The sequence below is a fragment of the Neobacillus sp. GCM10023253 genome, from assembly GCF_042653105.1.
Lineage (GTDB): Bacteria > Bacillota > Bacilli > Bacillales > Cytobacillaceae > Neobacillus > Neobacillus citreus.
On record NZ_JBHSHV010000017.1, the window covers coordinates 42,535 to 57,614 of the forward strand.

The following is a 15,080-nucleotide window of genomic DNA, read 5'->3' on the forward strand; positions in this document are numbered from 1 at the left end:
TGAACAGAATGTACACAACCAAAAATTTTAAAGATGACTTGTACCAAATTTGTTCCAAGTACTTTGTGAAATTCAATTTGTTGCAAGATTACGCATATAATCGCATCGATCGTAATTATTTCGTGCAGCAATTAAAACTTAAAAAGGAGTATTCGGAAATAACGGAAATATTAAGCAAATTAGATAAGTTGTTTGAGAAAATTGCTAGGAACGGTGGAAAACTGGACCCAGACCCAATTGAAGAAGCAAAGCAACTGAGAAAAACAGGGAAGCGAAAAGAGGCATTCATTGCACTCCTTCCGTATCTTCAAGCAAATCAAGACGATGAGGATGCAGTAATCACTTTTGGCTGGATCATGTATGATTATTTGAAGACTTCTGAAGGGAACATTGACAATTATATACACAATTTAGTGATTCTTAACAATAATGCGGTTATTACTTTCGATAGCAATCCTTTCAGTAGTTTTACTGCTAACGATTTCAAGAAAACGTTAGTAAATTCAATCCTTTGGTCCATTCGACGGGTTGTGATGCAAGGAGAGCAGTTTGCTAATAAAGTTTTTCCACAGTTGTTGAGGTTTTGTGGGAATGAAGCGAAGTTTATTGAGAACAGAGGGTTTTATGTTAATGATGAAACTTCAGCTTCGCGTTTACTTATAAAAGAACTTCAAACCAAATTAAACAATACAAACTATCTTAAATTTATGGACACTATTGGATTCGGTTGGTTTGACAAAGGAGATTATAAAAAGACTAATTTTACTAATGATAAAGGTGAGAATGTAGAAGTTAGGTCATTGGCAGAAGATGTATTGAATTTTTATGCGAAAAAACTGTTATCATTGGATATTTCTATGGCAACGGAACAAAGGATTAATTCATTTATCGACGTGCTGAATACTCAAATACAAAGTAATCCTTCTTTTGAATGGCTCCCGTATTATAAAGCGAAATTATTGATGAAAGTGAACAGGAAAGATGAGGCTCTAGAAACAGTTACTGCATTTGCAAGAATGAAAAGCAAGGATTTTTGGGTTTGGGATCTAATTAGTGAACTTGTAAATGATGAGGAAAAATTCAATTGCTTATGTGCAGGATTACTTTGTAAGTCAAAACCTGATATGATTGTCGGATTGCAAGAAAAGATCATTCCTATTCTTGTAAGTAAAAAGATGTTTTCAAATGCGAAATATGAATTGGATGAATTAATTTCTACTCGTATGAAGAAGTGGGGAAAAATATCTCAGCAACTTGAAGGATGGAAAAATGAAAGTTGGTATATTGAAGCAAAGTCGGCTGAAAGTAGAGATGACTTGAAAAAATACGCTGACAAAGCTGAAGAAATTCTGTATCGAACGCTTCCGTTTACCTCTATTTTTGTTACATATATTAACAAAAATAGAGGTGTGATTAATTTTGCATACCTTGGAGATAGCAACCTTTCACCTATAAAAGCAGGGTATTTCTACATGGATTCCATTAAAGAGGCTCATCACTGGATAGCCGATGAAGCTTTAAAAGTAAGAATGTTTGAAGATAATAAGAAAAAAGATTTATTTAAGATTTATAAGGTTGCACCGGGGGATGAAACATTTCTATCTAATTTTGTTCAAACCGGGGTCGGCCATGTTGACAAAGAATACATTAATCCATTTGCATTTGTAGATGATGCATTTATCTCTCCTAAATTGGTTGAGGAACATAAAATTCAAAATTATGACAAGGTGGATTATATCAAGAAGAGAAGGTTCAACAAGAATAGAAACGAATGGGGATGGACAGTTGAAAAAATAACGTCTATAGAGAAGAATGAACAAACGGAATATTTTAATGAAGAATATTAGGATCTATTCCTACATATTTCAAATGGTAAAATGATTATTAATTAAAAAGTGTAAGGTAAACACCACTACATCAATATTTATCTGCCATCACTTCCCAACCCATGTGGAGTGCGTAAACAAATCTAAAAAAATACGGGTTACAGAAAATAATCATCATTATAAAAATAAATCAATTTAAAATCCTCTATTCCCCCAAAAATAGAGGATCTTTTTATTTCCCCAATTATATTGTACAATTTTGATATATCCAATTTATAACAGTATCAGAAAGTACAGGGGAAATTGAAATGGAAGCGACTGAAAAGAAACTGATTGTTAATTCAGATAAGGGCAATTTATTAAGAGAACTAGTGAAGTCGATGAACGAGTGTGAGCGGTTTTATTTTAGTGTAGCGTTCATTAATTTTAGTGGGCTGCAGCTGCTGCTGGATCCGTTAAAGGAAGCAGAGAAAAAGGGAATCAAAGGTAAGATTATCACTTCTACCTATCTAAATTTCACTGATGCTAAGGCTTTAGAGAAAATCAAAGAATTTCATAACGTTGAGTTGAAGGTGTTTGTTACCGATAAAGAGATTGGTTTCCATACCAAGGCATACATATTTGAATACCGAGATAGCTATAAGGTGATAATCGGTTCATCTAATATCACACAAAGTGCTCTAAAAAGTAATATTGAATGGAATGTTGAGATCATTACGAAAGAGAATGGTCGGTTTATTCAAGATGTCTTGAAGGAATACGATTATCTATGGAATATGAGTAATGATGCTGACCAGGATTTTATCAATCGATATGAGGAATTTTTGGCGAGCTTTAAGCAGACTCAAAGAACTCATCAAATGATTTATGAAAACAAACAATATATTGTTCCCAATCGAATGCAAAAGCGAGCAACAGAAAATTTGGAGAGACTGAGAAGCTTTGGCGAGAAAAAGGCCCTGGTCATTGCAGCTACCGGAACAGGTAAAACCTATATGTCGGCATTTGATGTAAAGAGTTTTAAGCCAAGGAAACTCCTGTTCATCGTACATAGAGAAGAGATCTTGAAAAAAGCAAAAGATACCTTTGAAATGCTGCTTCCTAATGATGGCATCACCTTTGGATTACTTACAGGTAATCATAAACAGAAACATGTAGATTATGTGTTTGCAACGATCCAAACTATTTCTAAATGCTATGAGGAATTTGAGAAGGATGAATTCGATTATTTAATCATTGATGAGGCCCATCATGCCACTAGTCCAACTTATCAGTCTGTCTTAAACTATTTTGAGCCAAAGTTTATATTGGGGATGACAGCCACTCCCGAACGTAGTGATGGGTACAATGTGTTTGATCTGTTTGATAATAATGTGGCTTTAGAGGTACGACTGCACGAAGCATTAGAGGATGAACTGGTTATTCCGTTTCACTATTTTGGGATTACCGATATTGAAGGCATCGATTTAAGCGATGTAGATATTGATGATATCACCGAGATTACCAAGAGGTTGAAGGTCAATGAACGGGTTGATTTTATCATCGAAAAGATGGACTTCTATGGTCATGATGGTGATAAGAGAAAAGGCTTAGGGTTCTGTGTCAGCATCGAACATGCACAGTATATGGCTAGTGAATTTAATAAACGGGGCTATAAAAGTGTTTGTCTGTATGGTGCGGATTCACCTGAAACCCGTGAGCGATATATTAATCGATTAGAGAATGACAATGATGAATTAGAATTTATTTTTACAGTCGATATTTTTAATGAGGGTGTCGATATTCCTTCTGTTAATACGGTCCTAATGTTAAGACCAACAAACTCTCCCATTGTCTTTATTCAACAGCTTGGTAGGGGATTACGAAAGCATGGTAGTAAGGAATTCCTGACAGTTCTTGATTTTATCGGAAACCATAATAAAACATTTCTGATTGCCTTGGCGTTAAATGGGAGTCGCTACTATGATAAAGAAAGTTTAAAAGTAGCAGTTGCCACTGGATTTGCCAATATTCCTGGGTGTACTCATATTCAAATGGACAAGATCTCTGAGGAAAGGATTTTGGCTCAGATTGATAAAGAAAACTTTAATTCAATGAAGTACTTGAAGGAAGAGTATTTGGAATTTAAGAAGCTTAATCAGGGGCGGATTCCTTATCTACTGTTGGATTATCTGAAATACGATGGAGCACCTGATCCGGTGAAATTTATAGATCGGGAGAAAAACTATCTATCCTTTGTTGCCAAAGTTGAGAAGGATGACCACTTAAAAAATCTGCTGCTGAACGAGTCTTTTGAGGGAGTACTCAAGGAATTATCAATTAAGCTTCCTCTAAAGAGGATTTATGAATTTGTCATCATTCGATATTTGTTAGAGCACGAGGAAATTGACCTGGCAACAGCGAAGTATCAAATTCTAAAGATGATCCAGGATGTCGATGATGATAGTATTTTGCATGCTTTTGAGACCTTAAATCAAGATTACTATGATAGTGGTCAGATTAAAAATAAGCCTAAGCTGGTGCAATATAGCGATGGTAAACTAGTCAAAACACCTCTTTTTAAAAAGGTCTTAGAAAATGAAGAATACAGGAAGTATATTGAAGATATCATCACCTATGGAATTTTTCGTTACGAGAAGGAATTCAAAGGTGAATATTACGGAGTTCCGCACTTTAAACTATATGAACAATATCAAATGGTAGATGCTGCCTTACTATCGAATTATCGAAAAATCCATAGTTCTTTCAGGGGCTCAGGTTTACTGGCAAATGGGAACGAGTATTTCCTTTTCATCGACTTACATAAAGAAGAGGATGTAAAGGAAAGTATTAACTACAAGGATAAATTTATTAGCCCTTATGAGTTCCAATGGCAGTCGGTGAATAGCACTACCCAGCAGTCCGAAAGAGGTAAGAATATTATCTATAATAAGCAGCGCGGCGTAAATCTCCACTTATTTATTCGTAAATATAGAGAGATCGATGGAAAAACTGAACCGTATATTTATATTGGAAAAGGGGATTCAATTTCCTTCGAAGGGGATAAGCCTATTACTGTCATTATGGAATTAGAGAATGAAGTTCCAGCACCGTTATATACTGAGTTTACAAAAAGAGTGTAGTCTTCTCATTTCGAGAAGACTATTTTTCTTGGATTAATTGCTCTACTGCCGGAACATCCGCCGGAGCCCATTTGAGTGAATCTAAGTTTTCTCGTTTTAACCAGATCAAATTTGAATGCTCACTTGGTGTTGGTGTTCCTCCAATAACTCTACACTTAATTGATATTAAATTAATAATGAATGTTTCGTATTCATGGGTGTTATCATTAAAAACTTCATTAAATGTCTCAATCTTACATCCCAGTTCTTCATCAATTTCTCTTTTTAGGGCTGAATAAATATCCTCATTTGCTTCCACTTTTCCACCAGGAAACTCCCACATATTTGGAATAGACATCTCTGGAGATCTTAGCGCACATAGAATTTCTTGTTGTTCGTTTTCAATAATGGCTGCTACAACTTTTATAAGCTTTTTCAAGATAACCCTCCTCTACCTTTTACTAGCCATTATGATACCACTTTTGAGGGTTAGATGCTGCAAGGGGAGTTTTTTGTTATATAAAAAGGTTTACAGATTTATCCTGTTTTCTCCACTATCTCCATTACGCTATCAATCACAATCTTCGGTTGATCATGGTGAATGTAATGACTTGAATTCTCCACTATTCTTTTACTGTCTATTTGATAGCTGAGGTAACGCATTCTGCGGCTTCCGCCAGTCTTTATGTTTCTGCTTCTTCAGCTCTGGAGGAGAAAATCATCACAGGGAGAATTCCTAATCCGGTAATTCCATAAAAGTATTAAATGTTTCAATCCTGTTATAAATATTAAAAAAGCGCGATACGGTTTCTTTTTCGTAAAATTAACTTTATAATGCGCACAAGATGATTTTTTTTTGGAAATTTATACTTCTGGCTTATGGAAGGAGCTCGATTATGAAAAAAATGATGTTTGCAGTAATAACTGTTCTAATGGCTGTTGTTCTAGCTGCATGCGGTGGAAATGAAGAAAGTAAAGCTAAAAATGACGAAAAAGCAAAAACATCGGTAACCGATCAGCAGAAGGAACAGCAAAAGCAAATGGAAGAAATGCAAAAGAAATTAAAAGCACAGCAAATAGATGAAAAGAAGACTGTTGCCATCGTGAATAATAAAAAAATTTTAGGAAGCGACTATAATAGCGCTTTAGCAACGATACAAGGACAAATGCAGCAAATGGGACAAGATCCGACTTCAAAAGAAGCTGCGAAGCAAGTGAAAAACCAAACCATTGACAGCCTAGTCGGACAAACTCTTCTTCTTCAAGAGGCAGATAAAAAAAACTTTAAAGTCACAGAGGCAGCTATTAATAAGCGACTGGATGAAGTCAAAAAACGGTTTAAAACAAATAAAGAATTCGAAGCCGCTCTTCAAAAATCCGGCATGGATATGAAAACACTTAAAACTCAAATTGGTGACGATATTATACTAAATCAGTATGTTGAGAAAGAAGTGCCGGCTGATAAAGTAACCGATGAAGAAATTCAAAAAGCTTATGATCAATATGCGGAACAAGGGAAGAGTACTGGACAAGAAGTTCCAAAGCTTGAAGACGTAAAACAGCAAATTCAACAATCTCTTCAACAGCAAAAACAGCAGGAATCACTCGCTAAGCAGGTTGAAGAGTTAAAGCAAAATGCAAAGATTGATATTAAGATTTAAGATGGTACACACAAAAATGAACAGCTTTAGGGGCTGTTGACAAACGCCCCTTCAAACGAAAAAGAAGATGGATCTCTACAAAATGTAGTGTTCATCTTCTTTTTTATTTGCTATTTTCTGTTTCTTTATAGGAGGCTCAGTGGAGTAAGGCTGCTGAAGCAACCCCCGCTGTATAAGAATAAGAAAACGGGTAAATTAAATCCAAAACTTGTGGAAGTTCAGACCCACTAAAAAGATGCTGAAATCGCTACAAAAATGAGGTTAGATGAAATGAAACAATAAAACAAACATCTCAAAATATATCTGGTTCCGTTTCCTATCGTAAACAATTTATAGATGATACTGTTAAGTAGAAAGGAAAACAGGACGATAGCCATTAAATTGGTTATCGTCCTTCTTCAACTATAGGGTAGCCTTTACCACAATAACAAATAAAATTAATAAGCCTAAATTATGCAAGTTTATATACACAACTTGTTCAATTTAGGCTTTTTACATTCATAAAACATATTGCCATAAACAGTATTTTTTAATTGCCAAAAACATTTTTGAACCATCTTAAGCTGTTTTTCATCAATAGAAGCCATAAATGTAAGTTCACTTCTTTGGACCTTATTATAAAAATCCCTATATAAAAACTCTCTCGATCTTTTGTCAGACATGACTTCTTCATGAACAGGCAGCATACCTAGGTTTTCCATTAACCTTATAACCCCCATATGCTTAACGATTCCTCAAAACATAAAGCTGAATCTGTTACTTTTGAACTTTTTCATATAAGAGATTTGTCTATTAATACGATTCCTGCTACTTCAAAAAAATCCGCTTGCCTATTTTTATGAAATTGTCTTCCAAAAACAAAGAAATCTATTAAATGAGGATTTAAATGAAATGGAATGTAAGGACAACGAGTCAGCATATAACAACCGGGGATATTCAGACAGTACGATCCCAGTGTTTGATGGTTTATCGACCAATATCTTGGGTAATTTCTATCACCCGCTTTGAATTCCCGATTGTTCGTTAGCACTCCCCGCTGACTTCCAAAAAAATATTTCCCACCCTGTCCTTTTCCCTCCAAAAACCATAAATAAAGGGTGAAAGGAGGTGAGAGACAATGGCACAAGCATTATTAGAAGGTTCAAAGCTTCGACTGGCATTCCAGGTGGACCTGGATGAGCAGGGGAACCCTGTTTTAAAAACAAAAACATTTAGCAACATCAAAATGGAATCGACTGTTGACCAGTTATTCCAGGTGGCAACCGCCATCTCAGCTTTATGCAATGACCCGCTAAACAAGGTCGAACGTAGCGACAGTACTGAACTTACTGCCTAACGGAAGCTAAGGGGTGATTCTCGTGATGCAAAGGGACGGTTCTAGTGCATCAAATGGCTAAGGCCATTAATTCAGGAAGCCTTCAAACTAAACCTAACAAGGAGGTAATCAGCAAAAAAAGTGAGGCAAAAGAACCGTCCCCATGCCTCAAAGAAAGGAGGTGAACAGAGATGGCAAAAACATTGGAATTAATGTTTGGTACGGAGTTTGGTAAGACCGCCCGCATTGCGGTGGATAATCCGAAGGAGCCGGTTGATGAGGCTGCTGTTAAACAATCGATGGAACAGATCATTGCTGCGGATGTATTTACATCGGCCAGCGGCAGATATGTTGAAGCAAAAGGTGCAAGAGTGATCGACCGCAATGTAGTGGAGTATGAAATTGTTTAATAGGTTATCAGATATCGAATTTGTATGGGAATTTGGTCATATCGATATGTTCTAAGGGAGAGGCCGGATTCTTTTACGAAACCGGCCTCTTTTAAAATATGATTCGGAAAGGAGAGAATGTGCCGTGGAACAAATCATCTCATTTATCAATGAGGTCGGCTTCCCAATCGTTGTGACCCTATATCTTCTATATCGAATAGAATCCAAGCTTGATCTAGTCGTCCAGTCGATACAGAGCCTACCTGAGCGAATGAAGGGGTGATCATCATACCGCCCTTTGGTAATCCCAACATGACTGAAGCCAACTACCTTTTTATACTGGGCAGTTGGCTTTTTAATTTAAAAAAGAACCTTGATTATGAACAAAACCTTCGCTGTTCGCCCCTGGATACAGAGACAGTTTGGTTTAAAACCATCCCCATTGGCTTAGTTTGATGGATTTCAACAAATTGTTGCCCAAGTCCAACCTAAACAAACGTTTAAGCTTGCCAATTGGCAATTTCGGTCAATGTGGTTGTAGTTATTAAAAATAAATAACTTCTTCTTATTATTAACACAGAACATTTGTTCTTGTATAATTATAACGAAGGGGATGACCAAATTGGCAATACGTGACCGAGGGAAACTTAAATGGCAACCAGCATCATTTTTACCGTTAGCCTTTGAAATGCAACGTTCGATGTTTAAGGATCAAGAGCGTCTACCTAAACCGTTAATCGACGAGAATCAGTCAGAAGAGTTTGACCAACGGATATGTTACGCAATGGAAAATAACTTAGCTGTAAGGTTTACGGTATGGAACGAAGGATTTACAGAGGATTTTTCAGGGCATGTTCATTACGTTGATTCAATTACGCACCAGCTTCGTATTGAGGTGCAGCCTGGAAAGTTTGAGCGTATAGAATTCGGAAATGTTATTGGCTTGGCAGTAATTGATTCTTAAACGCCCATCCAAAAAAGAAGACATCCGATTTGTAACGGGTTCCGTTTCCTATCGCAAAACTTAAAATTACAGTCTAAAATGTACTGCATAAAGCAGTGCATTTTGTTCAATAAGATTCTAATTATATTACACAATAAGTACCAAGTTCCTTTGTAGCTACCTTGTGAAGTGTTTTTGACATCTTCCTTTTAATATCAACGTGATAAAAAAGCCTAATTCCTCCATGTTTTTAACGAGAAATTAGGCTAATGAGCTTCCACAAACGCACCAGTTACTTTAAGTGTATTTTTTCACTAAGTTGACTTAGTAATTTTATAATTTTTATGATTGACTATGGTTGTAATTGGTTCGTCTTTTTCTTTATTGTGTCCGTACTTAACAATAACAGAATTTTCTCTTACAACCGTAACAATTCCTTCATAGCTTTTTCCTTCACGCTTAAAAGAAATATTGTCCCCGATTTTAGCAGTTGCCATTTTATCACCCTGAACTTATTATTTTCAGCAAAGATAAAAAAATGCATAAACAATTCAAATACAAGCTGTAATTATTGCGAAAAAGCAGAAGGGCTACCGCAACCCTTTATTTAATGAAAGCACCCGTTTGTTTAAGTGTAATTCTTCACAAACTTATCCTTTTAAAGTTCATTCAATACAGGAACGCTGCCTCTTTAGCTCAATAAGCCTTAACATTTTGGCCATAACCAAAGAAAGAGCACAATTCTTGCTGCAGAATTGCGCCCTATAACGTAATACATACTTTATTTTTAGATTTTTTTAATTGAGGGTAAGAATAAACTCCTCTACATCTTCGCAACGTGCATTAGAAAACCCACTGTCCTCACCAGTAATCGTGAATCCACATTTCTCTAGAACCTTAAGAGAGCCGACATTGTCTTTCGCAGCACGAGCATAAAGGGGACGAATTGTAATGTGCTTTAGAAATTCCCGTAAAGCTTTTGTTGCGATTCCTTTTCCCCAATATTCCTTTCCAATCCAATAGCTAACTTCTGGTTCTCCGAACTGCTCGAAACATGAAATATGCCCAACCACATTCTTTTCGACAATAATCGTCTGCTTTATAATTCCCTTATCCGTAAGAATTTTGTTCCAGTGTGTAGTGAAGCCATCACAATCACTGGGGTCTTTGCTCGTAAAGGCAGCCATATGGTTCGCTTCATGGTTCTGTTGATGCTTGAAAAAAATAGGAAGATCATCCTCAATCACATTCCGAAGCATTATATTACTCATCAAACTCCCCCTTTGTCGTTTACTTTATTTTAACAAACATTTGTTCCTGTTGTGGTGAATTTTCAGAATACTACATCCGTTTTGTGAACAAGAATATTCTCTGACCAACCACTTTGATTTTGCCATTAATAATAGTTGAATAACTCTGACATTCTGCTTACTTATCTTAGTAATATTAACTTAGTCAAAGTGGAACAATAGTCGAAGTTATATACTTGAAAAGGAGTTAAAAATGCAAAAACAAAACATCTTATTTAACCTTGATGATACATTATCATACTGTAATAGATATTTTAACCTAGTAATAGACGAGTTCGCTGACCAAATGATGGCGTGGTTTGAACCGATTACCGAGGAAGATATAAAACAGAAGCAGTTTCAACTTGATGTTGCAGCGATTAGTGAGCACGGACTAAAGTCAGATCGGTTTCCTGAGTCATTTGTTGGTACTTATAAATACTATTGTGACTTAACTGGGAGGGAAAAGAAAAAAGATGAAATCCAATATTTAAGGGAGTTGGGTTTTAAGGTATTCGAGATTCCTGTTGAACCTATTCCATATATGAATGAAACTCTACAACGTTTAAAAGAAGAGGGACATGAATTATATTTGCATACAGGAGGAGATGAGGCTAATCAACACAGAAAAATTACCCAGTTAGAATTGACTACATATTTTGAACATCGCATTTTTATTTCGGAACATAAGGATACAACAGCTCTATCCGATATTTTAAAAACCATTAAGGCTGACCCTAATGTAACATGGATGGTTGGAAATTCATTANACTGGAAACGGGAATCCATGCAATATACATTCCAGCAGAAAGTGATTGGAAATATAACCTGGTTGAAGTTAACGTTGAGCATAGTAGTATTTTTATAACAGTAGATTCACTTCAAGAAGTTCCTGATGTAATTTATAAACGTATCCAAGACCCAATAATGTAAGTGGATAGAAATAACCTAATTTTAAGAGCAAGGTTTAGTACACCCCACCTTTCTTGAAAGTGGAAAGACTTCTTAACCCGCCGAGTTCCGTAGTTGGGAAACCGGCTTTTTCATTTAAATTGGTGAAGAAATATACTTAAACTAAACTGCCCCGTTAGTGCAGTAAGCATCTTTTTGCAAATATGAATAAATATTAGTGCTTAAACAGGTTTGCGATTAAGTAATGATTCATAAAGATCAATAAACATACTGCCAAAACATACATCGGTTAATTGCCAGAAACAGGCTGCCAATATTTCTGGCAGCCATGGTTGAGGATCCTTATTAGTTAACTTTTAATTTGTTCTATCAAGAACCTTCCCGTGATCGACTGATCCTTATTGATGATCTGTGCAGGTGTGCCCTCAAACACCACCTGGCCGCCCTTGCTGCCGCCTTCCGGTCCCATATCGATGATCCAATCCGCTTGGCTGATCACATCGAGGTTGTGCTCGATGACGACCACCGTATTGCCGGCATTCACGAGGCGGTTCATGATTCCCAGAAGGTGACCGATATCTGACATATGTAGACCGGTCGTCGGCTCGTCCATCACGTAGATGCTGCCTTTCTTATGCAGCTCGCTTGCCAGCTTGACGCGCTGGCATTCCCCGCCCGAGAGCGTGCTGAGCGGCTGGCCGAGTGTAAGATAGTTCAGCCCCACATCACTCATCGCCTGAAGCTTCTTGACAACCTCTTTTAGCTGGAAAAAATCCAATGCCTGCTCTACAGTCATCTCCAGCACATCTGCAATTGACTTGCCGTTCATCTTGTACTCGAGCACCTCTTCCTTGAACCTTCTTCCTCCGCATACTTCACATGGCACCTCCACGCTATCGAGGTAGGCAAGGTCTATAGACACAACGCCCAGCCCGTGGCAGTTCTCGCAAGCACCCTTGGAGTTGAAGCTGAACAAACCTGGGTTGACCTTGTTTGCGGAAGCAAATGCCTTGCGCACATCATCCATAATGCCTGTGTAGGTCGCGGGATTCGAGCGTGTTGACACCCCAATCGCCGATTGGTCGATGACAATCGCATCCGGATGGTTCTTGAGGAACACTTCGTTAATTAGCGTACTCTTGCCCGAACCGGCAACACCCGTAACTACAGTCAGTACTCCGGTTGGAATATCTACACTTACATTCCGCAGGTTGTGCAGCGTGGCAGCCTGAACGGACAGCTTGCCGGATGGCTGCCGAGGGTCTTGCTTCAGCACGAGAGGACGCTTCATATAGTTGCCTGTCAGTGTATCTGCCTCCAGCAGGCCGTGGTAGCTTCCTTCATACACGATGGTACCGCCGTGGCTGCCAGCAAGTGGCCCGACATCAACGATATGATCTGCCACCTTGATTACATCGGGATCATGCTCGACAACAATCACGGTATTGCCCTTGTCGCGCAGCTTCTGAAGCAGCACATTTAACCGGTGTACATCACGGGGGTGCAAGCCAACGCTGGGCTCGTCAAAGATGTAAGTGACATCCACCAGGCTTCCGCTCAGGTGCTTCACCATCTTGACGCGCTGCGATTCGCCGCCGGACAATGTATCTGTCTCACGGTCGAGCGTCAAGTAGTCAAGCCCGATATCCACCAGATGCTTAAGCCGCTCCGTCAGCGACTTGACGACTGGCGCTGCTGCAGGGTTGTCAATCTCCCGAATGACGCGGATGAGCTGCCCGACCTCCATGGAGGACATTTCCGCAATGTTTAGTCCATTGATTCTGCAGTTAAGCGCAGCCTGACTGAGTCTCGCACCGTGGCAGCTTGGGCAGGGACCCTCGGAGATGTACGGTGCAACCGTTTGTTGTGTGCGATCGGAATACGCCTTCAGGTCCTTTTTGATGTACTTGTTGGTGAACTTCTCGATGACGCCTTCTACAGTAATATTCACTGTCTTCCCGCCGAAATTCGTCGGCACTTTCCTCGCCTTGCTATACAGCAGCTGTTCCAGTTCCTCCTCCGAATAATCACTCAACTTCTTATCGAGATTAAAGTCCAACTGCTCGAGCATGTTCAATTCCATGCTGTTCACTCCATAGCCCGGCAGCAGGATTCCCCCTTCATTCAACGACTTTGACATGTCCAGCGCCTTACTCATGTCAACGCACATCCTGCGGCCGGTCCCGTTGCATTCCGGACACATACCTTGCGGATCGTTGAACGAGAAACTTTGCGCAGGCCCAACATAGGGCTGACCCACACGCGAGAAGAGAAGACGGAGAAGCGGCGAGATATCGGTAACCGTGCCCATCGTGGAATGGGAACCGCCGCCCAAGCGTTTCTGGTCGACGATCACCGCCATGCTTAGATTTTCAATTGCGTCTGCATCCGGCTGCGGAACTCGCGGCAGAAAGGTGCGGACGAACGTACTGAAGTTTTCGTTCAGCAGACGCTGGGATTCGGCGGCGATCGTATCGAACACGATGGACGATTTGCCGGAACCGGATACGCCGGTAAAAATAGTGATTTTGCGCTTGGGAATGCGCAAAGATACATCTTTAAGGTTATTTTCCCGTGCGCCGCGGATTTCTATATATTCTTGGGTCATAAGATAACTTCCTTTACTTGTATTAAGATCCTTATCGATGTAGTGCTGCAAAAGGTGATTTAGTCAGAACGGGTTCACCGTTCTCAAGAAATTGATTGTCTTTTTTTGAATAGGGTAGTACCAGCTAAGCTGTTACCACCCGCAAAGCAGATGGAATATAGCAGAATTTCCAATCCCGAAATCAGCCGGCATACGTGTAAAAACAGATCACTTGAGAGCAATAAATACCATTAAGTAATCTGTTTTATAAGGCTATTTCCCTGTCATACACATTAATATAGCCTCAGGAAGGAGATGTTTTACAACTTATTGATTGAACTTGTAAACTGAAAATCTCATGATGAATCAGCCAATTATTTATTTCTCATCTAATAAATTTTTTAAAAGTGTCACGTTTTCCTTCCAAAACTTCTCGTAAAAGGATACCCAATCTTTAATTTCCTGTAGGGGAGCTGCATTTAGTCGATACCTTGTTTCTCTACCAACCTTGCGCTCAGCAACTAGACCAGCTTCCTTAAGGATAGCCAAATGTTTGGAAACAGCAGTACGGCCCATTTGAAATTGACCGGTTAATTGGTGAAGAGGTAACTCTTCTGAATCTGCCAACAAACGTAGCAATTTACGTCTTGTTGGGTCAGCGATGGCTGCATAAACATCACGCTGATGATTTTTCTCGTTCAAAATCACCCCACCTTATAATTAGACACTAAATGGTGTCTTGATTATAGGACACTAATTGGTGTCGAGTCAATTTTCATTTTTAACAAAATGGTATTAGTTTTATACTCTTATCATCAACTTTACTGTTTCAATAACCTCTCCGTACGTGGTTTAAGCGAAACCCTTCGCAATCTTCACTGTATATTTCAAATAAATTCTTAATTAAGTAACCAGCAGAAGTAAAATAACCGGAGATTTTTCGCTTAAATGTAGAATGGAACTAGTTTCGGGGTAAATAAACCAGCTAATAGTTTGTCAACATTTTTCATTTAAATATCTTTTTATTGTGTGGTATTCTAAAAATAAGCATGCCAAA

Annotated in this window: 14 protein-coding genes; 8 read left to right on the forward strand and 6 right to left on the reverse strand. The window is 38.6% G+C overall.

Annotation, left to right across the window (positions count from 1 at the left end; translation table 11 throughout):
- The first annotated feature begins 8 nt into the window (after window positions 1-8).
- Both ACFPA1_RS20530 and ACFPA1_RS20535 read left to right on the forward strand, forming a co-directional pair.
- Window positions 9-1,847, forward strand: a complete 1,839-nt coding sequence (locus ACFPA1_RS20530) for a DUF7017 domain-containing protein (RefSeq protein ID WP_378585096.1) — start codon at window positions 9-11, stop codon at window positions 1,845-1,847.
- 287 nt (window positions 1,848-2,134) lie between these two features.
- Complete coding sequence (locus ACFPA1_RS20535) at window positions 2,135-4,948, forward strand: DEAD/DEAH box helicase (protein ID WP_378585097.1); 2,814 nt, start codon at window positions 2,135-2,137, stop codon at window positions 4,946-4,948.
- Window positions 4,949-4,967: 19 nt separating this feature from the next.
- Here ACFPA1_RS20535 and ACFPA1_RS20540 read toward each other — a convergent pair whose 3' ends face one another.
- Window positions 4,968-5,366: a (deoxy)nucleoside triphosphate pyrophosphohydrolase gene (locus tag ACFPA1_RS20540; protein ID WP_378585099.1), complete on the reverse strand. Its 399-nt coding sequence runs from the start codon at window positions 5,364-5,366 to the stop codon at window positions 4,968-4,970.
- A gap of 457 nt (window positions 5,367-5,823) precedes the next feature.
- Between ACFPA1_RS20540 and ACFPA1_RS20545 the strand changes: the two genes are divergently transcribed.
- Window positions 5,824-6,588: a SurA N-terminal domain-containing protein gene (locus ACFPA1_RS20545; protein ID WP_378585101.1), complete on the forward strand. Its 765-nt coding sequence runs from the start codon at window positions 5,824-5,826 to the stop codon at window positions 6,586-6,588.
- A 461-nt stretch (window positions 6,589-7,049) separates the two neighbouring features.
- Here the strand turns inward: ACFPA1_RS20545 and ACFPA1_RS20550 are convergent, their stop codons facing one another.
- Window positions 7,050-7,289 (reverse strand): hypothetical protein, encoded by a 240-nt coding sequence (locus ACFPA1_RS20550; RefSeq protein ID WP_378585103.1) that lies wholly within the window; start codon window positions 7,287-7,289, stop codon window positions 7,050-7,052.
- 416 nt (window positions 7,290-7,705) lie between these two features.
- Between ACFPA1_RS20550 and ACFPA1_RS20555 the strand changes: the two genes are divergently transcribed.
- From ACFPA1_RS20555 to ACFPA1_RS20570, 4 genes are all read left to right on the forward strand, one after another.
- Window positions 7,706-7,924: a DUF1659 domain-containing protein gene (locus ACFPA1_RS20555; RefSeq protein ID WP_213146163.1), complete on the forward strand. Its 219-nt coding sequence runs from the start codon at window positions 7,706-7,708 to the stop codon at window positions 7,922-7,924.
- 170 nt (window positions 7,925-8,094) lie between these two features.
- Window positions 8,095-8,313, forward strand: coding sequence for a DUF2922 domain-containing protein (locus tag ACFPA1_RS20560; RefSeq protein WP_378585105.1), 219 nt, complete (start codon window positions 8,095-8,097; stop codon window positions 8,311-8,313).
- A gap of 124 nt (window positions 8,314-8,437) precedes the next feature.
- Complete coding sequence (locus tag ACFPA1_RS20565) at window positions 8,438-8,575, forward strand: YvrJ family protein (protein ID WP_213117301.1); 138 nt, start codon at window positions 8,438-8,440, stop codon at window positions 8,573-8,575.
- Window positions 8,576-8,914: 339 nt separating this feature from the next.
- Window positions 8,915-9,256, forward strand: coding sequence for a YolD-like family protein (locus tag ACFPA1_RS20570; RefSeq protein WP_378585107.1), 342 nt, complete (start codon window positions 8,915-8,917; stop codon window positions 9,254-9,256).
- A 293-nt stretch (window positions 9,257-9,549) separates the two neighbouring features.
- Here ACFPA1_RS20570 and ACFPA1_RS20575 read toward each other — a convergent pair whose 3' ends face one another.
- Window positions 9,550-9,732, reverse strand: a complete 183-nt coding sequence (locus ACFPA1_RS20575) for a DUF2187 family protein (RefSeq protein ID WP_378585108.1) — start codon at window positions 9,730-9,732, stop codon at window positions 9,550-9,552.
- A gap of 300 nt (window positions 9,733-10,032) precedes the next feature.
- Window positions 10,033-10,506 carry a GNAT family N-acetyltransferase gene (locus ACFPA1_RS20580; RefSeq protein WP_378585109.1) on the reverse strand — a complete coding sequence of 158 codons (474 nt, stop codon included), beginning with the start codon at window positions 10,504-10,506 and terminating at the stop codon, window positions 10,033-10,035.
- Between the two features lie 232 nt (window positions 10,507-10,738).
- Between ACFPA1_RS20580 and ACFPA1_RS20585 the strand changes: the two genes are divergently transcribed.
- Window positions 10,739-11,392: an HAD family hydrolase gene (locus ACFPA1_RS20585; protein WP_378585110.1), complete on the forward strand. Its 654-nt coding sequence runs from the start codon at window positions 10,739-10,741 to the stop codon at window positions 11,390-11,392.
- 393 nt (window positions 11,393-11,785) lie between these two features.
- Here the strand turns inward: ACFPA1_RS20585 and ACFPA1_RS20590 are convergent, their stop codons facing one another.
- On the reverse strand, window positions 11,786-14,044 hold the full coding sequence (locus ACFPA1_RS20590; protein WP_378585111.1) for an ATP-binding cassette domain-containing protein: 2,259 nt from the start codon (window positions 14,042-14,044) through the stop codon (window positions 11,786-11,788).
- Window positions 14,045-14,401: 357 nt separating this feature from the next.
- Complete coding sequence (locus ACFPA1_RS20595; RefSeq protein ID WP_378585112.1) at window positions 14,402-14,725, reverse strand: ArsR/SmtB family transcription factor; 324 nt, start codon at window positions 14,723-14,725, stop codon at window positions 14,402-14,404.
- Window positions 14,726-15,080 lie beyond the last annotated feature (355 nt).